Source organism: Dysgonomonas mossii (genome assembly GCF_004569505.1).
Taxonomy (GTDB): Bacteria; Bacteroidota; Bacteroidia; order Bacteroidales; family Dysgonomonadaceae; genus Dysgonomonas.
On the sequence record NZ_SPPK01000007.1, the window covers coordinates 34,632 to 48,448 of the forward strand.

The window sequence follows — 13,817 nt, forward strand, 5'->3', positions numbered from 1 at the left end:
TAAGAATATAAAAGATAATTGTATAATGAAGTATATAGAACAAAGGTAAAAATAACTTTCATTTAGATATTATATCAAATTGATTAATATTTATTTAATAGCAACAACAGCATGATGTTGAAATGAAGATAAAAAGATGTTAATCTTTTTCTTTCTTTAAGTCAGTTTGGAAAGTAGCATGAAAGCAAGGGGGGGGCAGGATGCAAACTGGAAGCTTTTATTTCTGCGACATACAAACAGCTAGTGTCTTGTGACGAATAAGAAAGGCAACCGTTATGGTTACCTTTTGTTTTATTACTCCGGAAGTTTAGTCGTAGCTTGGTCGAAATCTATTTTACTATACTTTTTCTTTAAGTGTTCATCTAAATTAGTTTTATCATCACTAAAAGAAACTAAACCTGTATTAAAATGCCAAGTGCCGATATAGTAAACGGAATTTGGTCTAATTTCTAAGTAATAGGAGACTAGTTTATTCGGATCTATACTTCCATTTTTAAGGTCTTTTGCATAGCCTTTAGTCGATGTGTCTATATTTTTGAAGATTCGTTCTTCATGCATTTCTCCTCCATACCATTTACTTTTAGTCCAAAAATAACTGAATACTTTATACATTCCAGGTTTTATATAATAGCAGAAAGGGTTCTCCTTTCCAGACTTCATTGTCCCTTTCACATTGAAGGTATATATTTTGTCCGTTATAATATTTTGCAATCTAATATCTTGAGGAAATCCGCCACTAGTAAAACCTAATCGTTGGATAAACAAACCATAAATAATAGATGTATTATCATTTAATTCTTTGGAAGAATCTGCTTTTTTCAAACTTTCAATTTTTTGACCGTTAATATTGGTCATTCCTCCGACTATTAATAAAAAGAGAATGAATAGATACTTAGCCATAGTGTTTTCATTAGTTATTTTACTCAAATATAAATAAGATTTCCTTTCCCTCTCTTATATTTTAAAAGAAAATCCTATGGCAATCGAGGTAACTTTAGCTCTAACCGATAAGGCACAACTTATTGAATTTCTCAAGAAAGACAGGCGAACCAAAATCCCTGATTAATGATGCTCTATAACGAAGAATACTTATTGTAGGGAATATTAAGTCTGATTGTATAAATAGATGTTCTTCTGTAAAATTTAAAAAATTAAATTACATTTATCAGAAAAGTAACACCATGTCCCCAAAAGCATGACTTAAAACATTATAATTAGTTTCCAGTTTATATGTCTGTTCTCATGCATAGGCATTCTATTTCCTCGAGATATAGACATTGTAACAGATTCTGCTATTCCCATAGCTCTCCATACACCACTTTTAGGACATTTATCACCTGTTCGGGCACTCATACCCAGACGTGGTTTCATCATAATTATTTTCTATTTAATTTATAAAGTACAAATATAGAGATTAATTTTTATACAATATTTGCATGTTATTTATTTGCCTTGTCACGTATATACGCTAATTTATCCTGGAATATATCAGCTATCTTATATGCACGGTTTTTAGCCTCATTAGCAATTGGCCCAACGAAAAGACTGTCCACTGTCTCTGTGAAAAGGTCTAGCCATCGGTCAAAATGTTCTTTGCTTATAGGCAATTGTGCGTGTGGAGGGAATGGGAATCCGCTATATGTCTTTTCGCCTAACAGAATTCCTTGCCAGAAAGAGTATAATTTAGCAAGATGTTCCGGCCAATGGTTTTGTATTTTATCATTGAAGATAGGGCCAATTAAATTATCTCTTCTGACCTTACCATAAAAAATATCAACCATTTTCTTTAGGTCTTTAATATCTTCTATATCTTTAGTTGGTGTCATATCTATTTCTCTTTAATAAAAACAAAATGTTTTCATCAAAGATAGGTATTTATTCCAAATTCTATTTTATAAATGTTTCGATGTCCTCTTTGAGGAGTTCGGTAACTTATTTATTAATCTTCAGATTTGAATAAGAAGTATTAATCGGAAGGGATTTGTATTCATTCAAAATAGTGAATCCAGTCAATATTATCATTGGCAGGATTATTTATCTATAATGATCTTAAGGAAATAAAAAGGTGACAGAGAAATATATACAAAAACCTGTTACTTTTGTCACCTTTTTAGTTAAGTTTGTTATTAGCTATAGAGATAGCATATTGGTTGACGGAGGATATATAGAAAGAGGGGTGTATCATTACTATATGACAGACCATTTGGGAAATAATCGTGTGGGAGTAAATGCAAGCGGTACGGCAACCCAAAGAAACCATTACTATCCGTTCGGAACAGCTTTTGCTGAAAACACTACGGATGAACAGAAGAAGCAGCCGTACAAATACAGCGGCAAGGAACTGGATCAGATGCACGGATTGAACCTGTATGATTACTCGGCTAGGTATTATGAAAGTGCAATAGGTAGGTTTACAACGGTCAATCCGTTGGCAGAGAAGTATTATAATATATCGCCTTATGCTTATGTAGAGAATAATCCTCTGAAGTATATAGATCCTAATGTTGAAGATATATGGATATTTTATAAGGATGACGATGGAAATGAGCAACATTGGGTTTTTAATGGGTCTAATCATAAAGAGGCTCCAAAAACGAAAAATAATTTTATATCTAATTTTTTAATTGCATATGACCATAATATTCGTAATGGGGGAGGTGAATTCATGCAGCTTGCAGCAACCTCCAAAGACCTTACTATAAATTTAAAGTATGGAGAGAATAACCTATACAAGGGATGGTAGTGCCCCTTATATTCAATGGAATCCTAATTTAGGAATAAAGACAAATGAAGGACATGTATTGTCCCCCGCAACGATTTTAGAACATGAAGCAGACCATAATGTTAGGAGAATACAAGATCCGAACGGTTTTATGGAGGATGCTGGGTATAAATCAAATGGATATAGATATGTCAATGACTCTCAATATGATTTTAAGGAAGAAAGACGTGTTATTAGAGGTTCTGAAAGGAATACAGCGTACAATAATGGAGAATTTCCATTAAATTATGTCAGACCTGACCACGATAAGGGCTCTTTTATTACTGTGACTAGTCCAATTAGTACGGGCTTATTAATGCCAGCTGTTAGACGTAACATAATGAATAAACAACGCTCAATTGTACCAAGCATTCTAAGAACTTTAAGGGGAGGGGGAAGATAAATATGAAATATTTAATCATATTGTTATTCTCAATGTTATTCTTGTTAGGTTGTAACAAGAAGACAGCAAGTGGAACCAGATGTAATAATGGTAACCTAGATTCAATCAAAGTCTATTACTATAACTATTCTTTTATCTCTCCATTAAATATGAAATGTAGTGATATAAAAAACAGTAAAAGTATGCCGCTAGAAAATTCGACATTTGATTATGAAGGTGTTATAAGTAAAGTAATAGAAGATTGTAATGTTTTAATGGACATTGAGAAAGAAATACAACAACAACAACCTAGAAACTTTATTGCCTCAAAAGATGCTCGGATTCTATGTATTCTATACCATAAAGATGGTACAACAAGCGAATTATGTTTATGTCAAGACTCCGATGTCAAATATATCTACATAAATGGTGTTTTACAAAATTTCAACTTTCCTCTAGTATATTTAATTAAGAAAAATAGCGGTTATTATGAATGGTTTACTGAGAAAGAAAAGTTAGGATTTGAAGAGTTGAACTACTGTGAGCATTTTTGACAATAAGCCCAACTGCCGTCTCTTCGGCTTTGCAATACGAAGATTAATAAAGTAATACAACCCAATACTGCCATAACATTGGCAGGATTATTTATTTAATCGCCCGTGGGATACTTATGAAGGTACAGTTGAAGATGGCCGGGAATAATTATGCAATATTTCCAGCAACAACATTAGAACATGAAACAGACCATGCGACAAGGGCAGTTAAAGATCCTATTGGTTTCTCAAAAGATTTGATTCGATACTCGGATCCTACATGTAAATATAAAGAAGAAAAAAGAGTCATTCAAGGTGTAGAAATGCATACTGCAGGAATGAATGGCGAAATTCCTTACGGCTCCTATAGAAGTAGTCATTTTGTCCTTTCAGTTCGAGTTTCTTCGCCGACAAGCAATGGTAGAACTCCTACAATACAAAATAGGAAAGGGCGACGTTATTCAGTATCTCCTAAATTTTTATAGAAATGAAAGCTATATTTATTACAATTTTTATTCTGTTAGTATTCTCTTGCACTAACAATACGAATAAGCAACAATCAAAAATTGCGTCATATGAAAATATTGCAGATACATGTGACAGTGGTATAAACTCTATTGATGTATTATATTATAATTATATATTTGTTAACTCTAGAGCTCGCAATTGGGATGATTTACAATTAAGGATACCCTCTTTTATAGATGATAACCAAAAAGATGGTATTTTAGATGCCAAAATTGAAGATTGCAACATCTTGAAAGAAATTAACAAGGAACTAAAGCAAGTAAAATTATATAAAAGTCAATACAAGATAGATATTCGTATAGCTGCAACTGTAAACTATAAAGATGGTTCGAAAAAGAGAATAAGTATTGGAGGAATATACTCTACAGACATTGCTGTAGATGATTTAATATTGGATTCTAGTGGTAATAAGCTTAAATATTTGATTAAAAATAATATAGGATTTTATGCTTGGATGGGAGAAAAAATGTTATCAGAAATGAATGAACTCAGAGATACAATATATGTTCAACGACCTTTTGTCGAGAGTGCTTATTATAAATTATATATCAATAAGAAAGGCAATTGAAATGAGTGTTCTCTCCTATATACCTAAACCAAAGGATGGAAGTGCCCCTTACATTGTTAATCCATTATAATTAAATCCTGCCAATGTCATCATTGGCAGGATTATTTATCTATATATGACTTAAGGGTAGAAAAAAGGTGACAGAGAAATATATACAAAAAGCTGTTACTTTTGTCACCTTTTTAGTTAAGTTTGTTCTTGGCTATAGAGATAGCCAATCGTTGACGGAGGATATATAGAAGGAGGAGTTTATCATTACTATATGACAGACCACCTAGGTAATAATCGGGTAGTGGTGAATGCAAGCGGTACGGTAACCCAAAGAAATCATTACTATCCGTTCGGTACAGCTTTTGCAGAAAATACAGTAGATGAACAGAAGCCGCAGCCGTACAAATACAACGGCAAGGAACTGGATCAGATGCATGGATTGAACCTGTATGACTACTCGGCAAGGTATTATGAGAGTGCAGAGGGAAGGTTTACAACAGTCGATCCGTTGGCGGAGAAGTTCTATTCGTGGAGTCCGTATGCATATTGTTATAATAATCCATTGAGGTTTATTGATCCTGATGGTCTTGCACCTGGAGATCCTCCGTTAAATAGATTTCAGCGAAAAGAGTATGGAGGTGGTGCGTTGAGAAATGTTGGTGTTGCTTTACATAACATGACAACAGTAGTATTAAATGTACCTGTAGATATTGCTAATGGAATTGCTGTAGATTGTCAGTTTATAGCAGAAAATGGTGCCGGAGAATATCTTAACGATGTTGGAAATACTTGGAGTTCAGCTATTGGCCAGCAAGTTGATTACTGGCAGAACACTCCTTTGTCGCAACAATTAAGCGATGAATGGAAAGCCTCGACAACACCTCAAGCTTTAGAGAATGCTGGTGCAGGAGCTATATTGATGGGTGCTGGTGCCGCATTCAATACTACTTCGAAAGTAGCAACTGTTAGTAATGTTATCACGAAGAGTGCAACAGCTGGAGAATCTACAATCTCTCCGAATGTTCAAAATATACTTAAAAATTTAAAAGAGCTGAAATCTGAGGGAGGAACTATTAATTTAAATAAATTAAAGCCTACTCAAGAAGTGAATATAACAATAGGGAAAGCTGCAGAGAAGATTAATTTGCGAATAGAAACTCATGTTATTGATAAAAAATTTGGAGGAAATGGTACGTCTTCTCAAAGGCATATGAATGTAGATTATTATAAGAATGGAAAAAGAAAAACAAATGATCATACAATTTTAGAATAATGGATAATAAAGATTTTTTTTTTATTGATGTTTTAAAGATTATGCCTGATGATATATATTGTTATATCCAATCTCCAGATCTTGAAGATAATATCGTTTTAGGAATGATGCTTCCTACAGAATATGATTATTATCAATGTGTACATTTAGATAAGAATAATAAAGATCGTTTTATCGAAAGATTAAGGAACGAAACTGTTCTGGAATATTTTCAAAGTATTGAGATAAAGAAAGACTCAATATTATTATTTGAAGGTTATGATGGAATTGAATCAGGAAAAATCTCGAAAAATATAACTATACCGACTTGGTTTAAAAAGAAGTATAAAGAAGATTGGGATTATACAATTTCTATCGATTGGTAGTTTTTCGTCCTTTCGGATTTAGAATTCTAAGGCTAATAAAGTTCGGATTTAATCTGCGATAAGATAATCAATCCTGCCAATATTATCATTGGCAGGATTATTTATCTATATTTATAACTTTAAGAGAAGCAAAAAGTAACAGGAAAATATATGCAAAAACCTGTTACTTTTGTCACCTTTTTAGTTAAGTTTGTTATTAGCTATAGAGATAGCCAGCGATTGACGGAGGATATATAGAAGGAGGGGTATATCATTACTATATGACAGACCATTTGGGAAATAATCGTGTGGTAGTAAATGCAAGCGGTACAGTAACCCAAAGAAACCATTACTATCCCTTCGGAACAGCTTTTGCAGAGAATGCTGTAGATGAACAGAAGCAGCAGCCGTACAAATACAATGGCAAGGAACTGGATCAGATGCACGGATTGAACCTGTATGACTACTCGGCAAGGTATTATGAAAGTGCAGTGGGACGGTTTACAACGGTAGATCCACATGCAGAAAAGTATTATTCAATTAGTCCGTATGTTTATGCTGCTAATAACCCAATAAAAGTTACTGATCCAACAGATATGGATACAACTCATGTAGCATATCATGGAATAATCCTTTATTCCTAAAATATAAAAGCGGATATAAAAGCTTAGTCAATAAGTTTAATAGAGTATTGTGAGATATGATTTTTAATAAAATATATTTCATCGAGGTATCTGAAAAATACTTCAAGAAATAAAAGAGAAATAAAAATGATTTTTTAGATTTGTGAAAATTTATCAACAATAAAATCTACAGATTATGAAAAAGTTACTTTTATTCTTTTTGTTACTTCCTTCTTTAACTTTTGCTCAGTTACCTTATTCTAAAATGTTAAGCTATGATGAAAATAAATTGAAAGAGAGTAAGTTCAAATATGATAAGGAAAAAAATCAGTATGTACTGAATAAAAGTAACGGTTTAAACAATGTTTCTAACGTTCTCAGCGCCATTAATGGAACTACAGCTGATATAAGACCTCATAGTGAAGATTATAAAATTATTATTCAATACGGAGAAACCGGAGTATCTTATCTACATGCTATATTCTATGATGATAATGCTTTCCTAAATATACAAAACTGGTTAACAGAGAATAATATAAATTTTATAGAATCTACTACTGGGAAAAAGATAATACAGACTTTCGATTATGATAATTATAAAGTGGAAATATATGTAGAGAAAGTAGATATTTCTGCGACAACAGGAAGAACTACTGCACTGACTAAAAGTATCGATGAATCATACAATATATATTCGTATACAATAAATACAGGAATTCCACCTAGTTCTAAATGGCATGACAAAGAGGCTGCTAAAAAAGCTAAAGCTGAAGCAAAAGGGAAGAAAAAAGATATAGAAGATTTGTTTTAAGTTTACTATAAACACATAAATTAAGAGGATATGTCGTATATCCTCTTAATTTAGAATATCAGTTTATTTTTATTCCGTTCTTTCTTAAATATGCAATATCTTCTCTTATACCGTAAAGCTCATTATTGCTGTCTCGAATTTCTTCCCATAGAAACCTCGATTCAACCAAGACATTCCGTATAGCCATGAAATCTTCCTTATAGCCTCTAATCAGCTGGTTGCTTTCAGTGGATAGAAGGACTAACTGAAAAGTATTTTGCTCTATTAAAAGATCTACTTCATGAATGCCGGTTAACTTACCATCAATAGCTCCTGCCTGATCCTGTGTTATTGTTTCATAACTGCCTTTGGATGAAGATTGAGATATAGGATTGCCCGACCAGCCGAATATATCTTTTAGTTTATCCCTTTCTTTGAGCGCATCACTTACAATATTATTCCAGTCATTTTGAAGATTTTTATATTCTGCACTATCTATACCCCCAACTTTATTCGCTTCTGCAAACGAATCATAAAAGCTTTGAAGTCTATTCGCAAATTGATTATCAAGCATTCTTTGCATGATAGCCTTTTGGAAGTAGGATACAAAATCATCCGTAAAATCTTGTGCATCGCTGTTCATATCAAGCAAGGTATTCAAAAAGCTATCTTTTAAATTATCGAAAGAAATACCTGTAAGTGATTCTTTTGCCTGATTGATGATATCCTGTGCCTGATCACCTTATGTGATCAGTTGTTCCAAATAGCCCCTGAAATCGCCATCCATGACAGCCCAAAGCCCGGAGTAATTTTCTTTAATCCATTGCAGTTGGTCGGCTGACATATTAAGCATATCACCCATACCTTTAAAAGAAACACCCAGCTCTTTGGATATATTCCCGGCTACATCTTGCCAGTTCTTTCCATCAAACTTGTACGAGCCCTTCCACATCCGATACCAGAGGGAATGACTTCCCGCACTTTTACCCGCATCAAGTCTGGCTTGAGCTAGTTTTTTGACGGCGTCTGCTTGTTTATTTATAAGGTCTAATGCCTCTTTTTCGGTACGGACAACCTCGTCGGCTACCGACTCCGAGAGGTATTTCTTCTTCTTGTCTATCAGTTCATCCCAGATATTGAGTAGATTCTCATACTTCGACTTAAGTTTGTCATAAGCTGAGTAATCGGCTGTTCCTAGAATACCTGATATAGCATTAAAGTAACCTTTTGTTTGCTCAATTGCCCCGGATATTATCTTTGCAGGATTTTTTGTTGCGATTCCTTCGGCCAAATCTCCGGCTCCTTTCAATATCGACTCAAAACCATCAAGTGCTTTATTAGTGTCATCAGATAGTTTTACACCAAAATCGCCTAATGCATCCCGCAGAGATGAGGCAATTTCGGCAGCCGAGTTTGCGAGCTCGGCAAACTTCTCTGTTTTTGTACGATCAAGTTCTTTGTTGAATAAAGCAAGTTGTATTTTAGCATCTCTTAGTTCATTGGCAATATCTACATTATTAGGATCATTAGTTAATCTTTTTTCAATAGTTTCAATAAGCTCTTCCTGATCTGATATCTGTTGCTGTATTGAAGCTTTTCTTCTATTTGATTCAAATGCGTATCGATCATTAACAAGCTCCATAACTTTTTGATTATAGCTTGCATCTGATTCTAACTGACGCTGATATGCTTGTAAACGAGCAGCTGTGATTTCCCTATCCTCATTCCCATTAATCAACTTAATATATTCTGCATTCTTTTCTGCTTCTTTCCTACGCTCTTTGTAATGCTTACGTATAGAGTATATTTGCTGATCTAATTGAGAAGCGAATGTTAAGCTTTCTTCATCAGAAAAAACCTTTTGTTCTTTTGCTAAATCTTCGTTTCCTTTTTGCCAGGCTTTAAAAATAACATCCCATAAGTTGTTTGCTTGAGCTTCTACATCTGATGGTTTTAATCCTAAAGGGAGTAACTTCTCTAAATCTGTTTCACTATATGAAGTAAAATTGAATCCCTTGTCATTTCCATTCTTTTTTACATAGATATCCTTTGCTGCCTCTTGCTGATCCTTTGCCTTTTTCTGTCGAAACTCTTCGATAGAAACAAGCTCTTTAGCCATATTCAATTGATTTTGCCTATATCGCTTGTCAAAGCTGTCTTGCTCTATATCTAAAAGCTTTTGTTCGTAATCAAGTTGTTGCTTAACGGACTGGATGTCTAGTTCAGCTTGAAGATTAAGCAACTTTAGGGAAGCTTCTCGGGATGAGGCTAAAGCCGAATCTTGGCTCTTGAAATTTGTCTTATCCCATTGTTGAAGCATTCTAGCTGCAGCATCTCTTTTTGCTTTTGCTGCTGAGAACTCAGGCGTTTTTGGCTTATAGTCTTCATCCATTAACCTTTGTTGTTAATCACGGATTGCTTCCCAATATTTTTTTGAACCTTCAATGATTTCTTCTGTTAGTTTTCCTCCAGATCCTTTCAGTTTTTTTCTTGACTCTTCATCATATCCAAACGCTTTTTCAAACCAAGCTTGCGATTCTTTATTCAGTTTTTCCGCTTCGCCTTTATCTCTATTCGACGCCAATTTTGCATAATAATCTTCGCCTAAATTTTCAACATATTTACCTGATAAAATGGTTTGTGCGAAAGCATCAAATCTATTAAATAATGATTCAGCTCCATCTGAAATAGCCTCAGCAAACGACCTGTTGGTTGCTCTTTTTTCAGCATCAGCCATAGCTTTTAAATATTCTTTATATTTTTCAGTAGCTAGCTCCATGGCTGCTACTGATTTAGCCCGAAGCATCATCGAATCCCTAAAAGAGTCTGCATTTTTTACGAATAGACTCTCGGCATCTTTTACATCATTTATTTTTACACCGAAAGTATTATATGCATCTATGTTTTCTCTAACAAGTTTTTCCTTTTGTTTTAAGTCGTCTTTTGCAGCAATCCATTGTAATCTTAGTTTTTCATATTCTATTCTTTGAGAAGCTACGCTATTAGCAACAGATTTGTTAAATTTTTTGGTCGTCGTCGCTGCTTTTTCCTGATCAGAGGAGTATTTATTTATTAAATATATTACTCCTGTAATAGCAACTGATAACCCCAATGTCAATGTTCCCATTAAGGCTTTAGCTGCAACGTTGGATATTCCGAATGTGGAAGCAAGCCATGTGTTAGCAGATGATAATAATTGCGTAGCCTTTGTTACCGTATTTACCCGAAATGAGGATGTTACATGAAGAGTATTGCTTATTTGCTGTAATCCGATAGTAATCGACATAGCAGCTTGTAATTTAGTTTGTATGGCTGCCAATCTATGATTATCTTTTACAAATAATGAGATAACACCTTGTCCGGCTGAAAAGGCTCCTGCTAATCCTGTGATGCCTTGTACTAATCCTTCTAATTGAGCATTACCTTTCGTGGTGAGATCTTTTTGTTCTTGCTGGACTATACGATATGAAGTTCCAAGTTCTGATAGTTTTCTCTTCAATTCGTCATATCGTTCTAAGTTTTCGGGTTCAACAATTCCATCTGTCCCCCTTAAAGTACGCATCTCTTCTGATAGCTGCCTGATCTGTTGTAGTGTTGTAAGTTGCTTGGTTGCCGCTTTCTCTTGTTGTTTTACTCTTTTATCCTCTTCCTTAGCCAAATTTGAATACTCCTGTTCCAGCTCTTTTAGACCTTGCTTTTCTCCTTCGAGTGCAGTTCTTATTTCTTGAAAAAGTTTAGAGGCTTTTTTTCTTTCTGCAATAATAGTGGAATCGGACGTTGATATATTTACAGTGTCGAATACCTCTTTTGCGGCTGCATATTGCTTTTCAAGCTCTGCAACAATTTGCTTTTGTAGTTCTAATTGTTGATTGACTGCTTCTAAACTTGTAGAATTTGCGTCAAATTGAAATATACCAGAAGTCGCCTTTCCTGACTTCTCTATTTCTTCAATTATGGACTGAACAGATTTACCTGTTCTATTTAATTCTTCAATAAATGTTTTGGATGAATCTGTGCTATTTTCAAAAGTATTTTCGATCATTTTGCCCGCACGTTGCATTTTTTCACTAACGTCTTCTGTCCTTTTGCCTATATCATCAATTATTTTTTCGGCCTCTGCTGCACCTTGTTTTGACCCTGAGTTATCAATACCGGTGGCCATATACAAAGCTCCTTCTCTATTTATTATGCCCATATCTTCTTTATATTTAAAATATAAGAGAACATAAAGAGCCCCGCATATCTTCTCAGACTAGCGGGGCATACTAAAACGTTCAAAAAAATGAAACAATGTGTCTGAAAAAACAAAATCAACCTATTGTTTTTCTACTATTCATTATTGTTTCAGCTACAAGTTTGGCTGATTTGCAAATGATGCTTTCACATTCATTACTCCCTCGAGCATTTAACCTTTCGATACAATCTATTGATAATGATTCTATAAATTCAATAGCTGATAATTCAGTAACAGACATATTATCTCGTATATTTGCATTATTAGGAAGATTCATTTTCTTCCTAATAATTGCTATACTTCTACCATGCAAATATTTATAAATTGCGATCGTACATATTTTGAATCCTAAGGAAGTTGCTACACCATGGTTCATTAAACATGTGATAAATCTATTGCGTATAACTTTGCCATTTATCCGTTTGGCTATCCAGTCTTCTGTCTTACCCTTACGCCTGTAATCGCTAATATTACAATAAATACGATTTATAAATTGCCTTTCTTCTGGAATTAATAATGCTACTTCTTTCTTTACATTATTTTTTTTAATTAATTTTACCATATTAATTTTATTAAAATTATAAATAATGAAGAGGTTTTCTCGGTCTCCAAACGTTAATTAACCTCTTCGTTTTTGTTAATACTTTCTTTAGTTTTCATGCATTGCTTTTGTTCTTATCAAGATATCAATATGTTTATCATAAAACACACTTTCTCGATTCATTATTAAACCTATTCTTTGACTACAAAAAATATTAGATTTCAACAACTTATTACATTACAAATTTATGGATAAAGAAGAATGTTTATAGATTTGAAACTATATGTATTATTACGAGTTTCTTATAATTTCTATCTATTTTTTTAACTTTCGCAGTTAGGTATAAAAATATAAGCGCCGTACTATCTTCACAGACGATACGGCGCTTGAGTACAAAATACTATGAAAAATACCCTACATTTCAAAATTCAACTTAATATATAAAACTAAATACTCTTTACTTTTTTTATTCGTTTAGGCTGGCCTGTATCAATGTCAATTACTGTAGTCCATTCTTCACCCTCATTTATTTCTTCCTCTCCATTGATGGTCTTATTACGCTGATTCATCGAAAAGTTATATTCTTTGAGCATGGACATGATCATGCAGTAACTGCTATTTAATGTTTGTTGATGCGTATATCCGAAAGCTTCATTGGCCAGTACTAAGAGGGCAAAGCTGCTTTGAGCCATGTTTCCTTGTTTTCTTGAAGGGCTATTATCTCCCTTTCGTCTAGCGGGCTCACAGCTTCCATGGCTGTGATAGTATTCAAAAAAGACGATGTCCCCAGACGATAGATAATCGCATTAAAGAGGATGTAGATATCTTCCCATGTACAACTGTCTTTGAGTACTTTCTTAAACCATTCGGGCATGTCTCCGTCATTATTATGAATACCCAGATATACGATCTCCATAATGAGTGTATCGTACCTTTCCATCACTTCGGCTATATCCGTATTAAAATCCTTGCCCTTTGCTGCTTTTGCCAATTCAAGATCTTTACCCTCTATCATTGCCAATAGTGGCTTTAAACGAAACCATGTACTTACGCTGGCGGGGCGAATAACTATATGCTGACCTACTTTGTCAACTTTATCCGACGGCACATTCCTGAATTCAAAAGGAATCTTTATCGATTTATCGACAGCTGCATCGGACTCCCGAAACAACATTTGTTTTACACTCATTTTTTTTACTTTAAAATATAAAGGGTATCGTAAAACACGACACCCTTTACTTATCATTTC

At 33.9% G+C, this 13,817-nt stretch carries 17 protein-coding genes and 1 pseudogene; 9 read left to right on the forward strand and 9 right to left on the reverse strand.

All coding sequences use genetic code 11. The features are described from left to right. Nucleotides 1-294: 294 nt before the first annotated feature. From E4T88_RS16020 to E4T88_RS16025, 3 genes are all read right to left on the reverse strand, one after another. Nucleotides 295-900, reverse strand: a complete 606-nt coding sequence (locus E4T88_RS16020) for a hypothetical protein (RefSeq protein ID WP_135107208.1) — start codon at nt 898-900, stop codon at nt 295-297. Nucleotides 901-1,200: 300 nt separating this feature from the next. Further along, nucleotides 1,201-1,374 carry a hypothetical protein gene (locus E4T88_RS18025; protein ID WP_167755472.1) on the reverse strand — a complete coding sequence of 58 codons (174 nt, stop codon included), beginning with the start codon at nt 1,372-1,374 and terminating at the stop codon, nt 1,201-1,203. 65 nt (nt 1,375-1,439) lie between these two features. Further along, nucleotides 1,440-1,826: a group III truncated hemoglobin gene (locus tag E4T88_RS16025; RefSeq protein WP_135107210.1), complete on the reverse strand. Its 387-nt coding sequence runs from the start codon at nt 1,824-1,826 to the stop codon at nt 1,440-1,442. 239 nt (nt 1,827-2,065) lie between these two features. Between E4T88_RS16025 and E4T88_RS16030 the strand changes: the two genes are divergently transcribed. From E4T88_RS16030 to E4T88_RS16070, 9 genes and pseudogenes are all read left to right on the forward strand, one after another. Continuing rightward, nucleotides 2,066-2,743, forward strand: a complete 678-nt coding sequence (locus E4T88_RS16030) for an RHS repeat domain-containing protein (protein WP_260393720.1) — start codon at nt 2,066-2,068, stop codon at nt 2,741-2,743. Beyond that, nucleotides 2,712-3,164, forward strand: coding sequence for a hypothetical protein (locus tag E4T88_RS16035; protein ID WP_135107212.1), 453 nt, complete (start codon nt 2,712-2,714; stop codon nt 3,162-3,164). Before E4T88_RS16030 ends, E4T88_RS16035 begins: the two co-directional genes overlap by 32 nt. 182 nt (nt 3,165-3,346) lie before the next feature. After that, nucleotides 3,347-3,697 carry a hypothetical protein gene (locus E4T88_RS16040; RefSeq protein WP_135107214.1) on the forward strand — a complete coding sequence of 117 codons (351 nt, stop codon included), beginning with the start codon at nt 3,347-3,349 and terminating at the stop codon, nt 3,695-3,697. 134 nt (nt 3,698-3,831) lie between these two features. Further along, nucleotides 3,832-4,161, forward strand: a complete 330-nt coding sequence (locus tag E4T88_RS16045; protein ID WP_135107216.1) for a hypothetical protein — start codon at nt 3,832-3,834, stop codon at nt 4,159-4,161. Between the two features lie 2 nt (nt 4,162-4,163). After that, nucleotides 4,164-4,772 (forward strand): hypothetical protein, encoded by a 609-nt coding sequence (locus tag E4T88_RS16050; protein WP_135107218.1) that lies wholly within the window; start codon nt 4,164-4,166, stop codon nt 4,770-4,772. 217 nt (nt 4,773-4,989) lie between these two features. Next, nucleotides 4,990-5,358 (forward strand): annotated as a pseudogene (locus E4T88_RS18380) (RHS repeat domain-containing protein); the annotation flags it as partial. Nucleotides 5,359-6,035: 677 nt separating this feature from the next. Next, a complete protein-coding gene (locus E4T88_RS16060; RefSeq protein WP_135107220.1) occupies nt 6,036-6,401 on the forward strand; it encodes a hypothetical protein in 366 nt (121 codons plus the stop codon). Nucleotides 6,402-6,634: 233 nt separating this feature from the next. Next, on the forward strand, nt 6,635-7,024 hold the full coding sequence (locus tag E4T88_RS16065; protein WP_497707121.1) for an RHS repeat-associated core domain-containing protein: 390 nt from the start codon (nt 6,635-6,637) through the stop codon (nt 7,022-7,024). 175 nt (nt 7,025-7,199) lie between these two features. Continuing rightward, entirely contained in the window at nt 7,200-7,814 is a 615-nt protein-coding gene (locus tag E4T88_RS16070) for a hypothetical protein (protein ID WP_135107224.1), read from the forward strand. A gap of 58 nt (nt 7,815-7,872) precedes the next feature. Here the strand turns inward: E4T88_RS16070 and E4T88_RS16075 are convergent, their stop codons facing one another. From E4T88_RS16075 to E4T88_RS16100, 6 genes are all read right to left on the reverse strand, one after another. Further along, the gene (locus E4T88_RS16075; RefSeq protein WP_135107226.1) at nt 7,873-8,436 is read right to left on the reverse strand and encodes a hypothetical protein; all 564 of its coding nucleotides are present in this window, start codon (nt 8,434-8,436) and stop codon (nt 7,873-7,875) included. 99 nt (nt 8,437-8,535) lie between these two features. Further along, a complete protein-coding gene (locus tag E4T88_RS16080; protein WP_135107228.1) occupies nt 8,536-10,185 on the reverse strand; it encodes a hypothetical protein in 1,650 nt (549 codons plus the stop codon). A 12-nt stretch (nt 10,186-10,197) separates the two neighbouring features. Further along, a complete protein-coding gene (locus E4T88_RS16085) occupies nt 10,198-11,988 on the reverse strand; it encodes a GumC domain-containing protein (RefSeq protein WP_135107230.1) in 1,791 nt (596 codons plus the stop codon). Between the two features lie 115 nt (nt 11,989-12,103). Further along, complete coding sequence (locus tag E4T88_RS16090) at nt 12,104-12,589, reverse strand: hypothetical protein (RefSeq protein WP_135107232.1); 486 nt, start codon at nt 12,587-12,589, stop codon at nt 12,104-12,106. A 425-nt stretch (nt 12,590-13,014) separates the two neighbouring features. After that, entirely contained in the window at nt 13,015-13,260 is a 246-nt protein-coding gene (locus E4T88_RS16095; RefSeq protein WP_135107234.1) for a hypothetical protein, read from the reverse strand. Next, the gene (locus E4T88_RS16100; protein ID WP_135107236.1) at nt 13,233-13,757 is read right to left on the reverse strand and encodes a hypothetical protein; all 525 of its coding nucleotides are present in this window, start codon (nt 13,755-13,757) and stop codon (nt 13,233-13,235) included. The genes E4T88_RS16095 and E4T88_RS16100 overlap by 28 nt, the downstream gene beginning before the upstream one ends. Between the last annotated feature and the right edge of the window lie 60 nt (nt 13,758-13,817).

Bases quoted from the DNA above. Each gene is read 5' to 3' on its own strand.
- E4T88_RS16020 (WP_135107208.1), bottom strand. From the start codon at position 900: ATGGCTAAGTATCTATTCATTCTCTTTTTATTAATAGTCGGAGGAATG.
- E4T88_RS18025 (WP_167755472.1), bottom strand. From the start codon at position 1,374: ATGATGAAACCACGTCTGGGTATGAGTGCCCGAACAGGTGATAAATGT.
- E4T88_RS16025 (WP_135107210.1), bottom strand. From the start codon at position 1,826: ATGACACCAACTAAAGATATAGAAGATATTAAAGACCTAAAGAAAATG.
- E4T88_RS16035 (WP_135107212.1), top strand. From the start codon at position 2,712: ATGGAGAGAATAACCTATACAAGGGATGGTAGTGCCCCTTATATTCAA.
- E4T88_RS16040 (WP_135107214.1), top strand. From the start codon at position 3,347: ATGCCGCTAGAAAATTCGACATTTGATTATGAAGGTGTTATAAGTAAA.
- E4T88_RS16045 (WP_135107216.1), top strand. From the start codon at position 3,832: ATGGCCGGGAATAATTATGCAATATTTCCAGCAACAACATTAGAACAT.
- E4T88_RS16050 (WP_135107218.1), top strand. From the start codon at position 4,164: ATGAAAGCTATATTTATTACAATTTTTATTCTGTTAGTATTCTCTTGC.
- E4T88_RS16060 (WP_135107220.1), top strand. From the start codon at position 6,036: ATGGATAATAAAGATTTTTTTTTTATTGATGTTTTAAAGATTATGCCT.
- E4T88_RS16070 (WP_135107224.1), top strand. From the start codon at position 7,200: ATGAAAAAGTTACTTTTATTCTTTTTGTTACTTCCTTCTTTAACTTTT.
- E4T88_RS16075 (WP_135107226.1), bottom strand. From the start codon at position 8,436: ATGAACAGCGATGCACAAGATTTTACGGATGATTTTGTATCCTACTTC.
- E4T88_RS16080 (WP_135107228.1), bottom strand. From the start codon at position 10,185: ATGGATGAAGACTATAAGCCAAAAACGCCTGAGTTCTCAGCAGCAAAA.
- E4T88_RS16085 (WP_135107230.1), bottom strand. From the start codon at position 11,988: ATGGGCATAATAAATAGAGAAGGAGCTTTGTATATGGCCACCGGTATT.
- E4T88_RS16090 (WP_135107232.1), bottom strand. From the start codon at position 12,589: ATGGTAAAATTAATTAAAAAAAATAATGTAAAGAAAGAAGTAGCATTA.
- E4T88_RS16095 (WP_135107234.1), bottom strand. From the start codon at position 13,260: ATGGCTCAAAGCAGCTTTGCCCTCTTAGTACTGGCCAATGAAGCTTTC.
- E4T88_RS16100 (WP_135107236.1), bottom strand. From the start codon at position 13,757: ATGAGTGTAAAACAAATGTTGTTTCGGGAGTCCGATGCAGCTGTCGAT.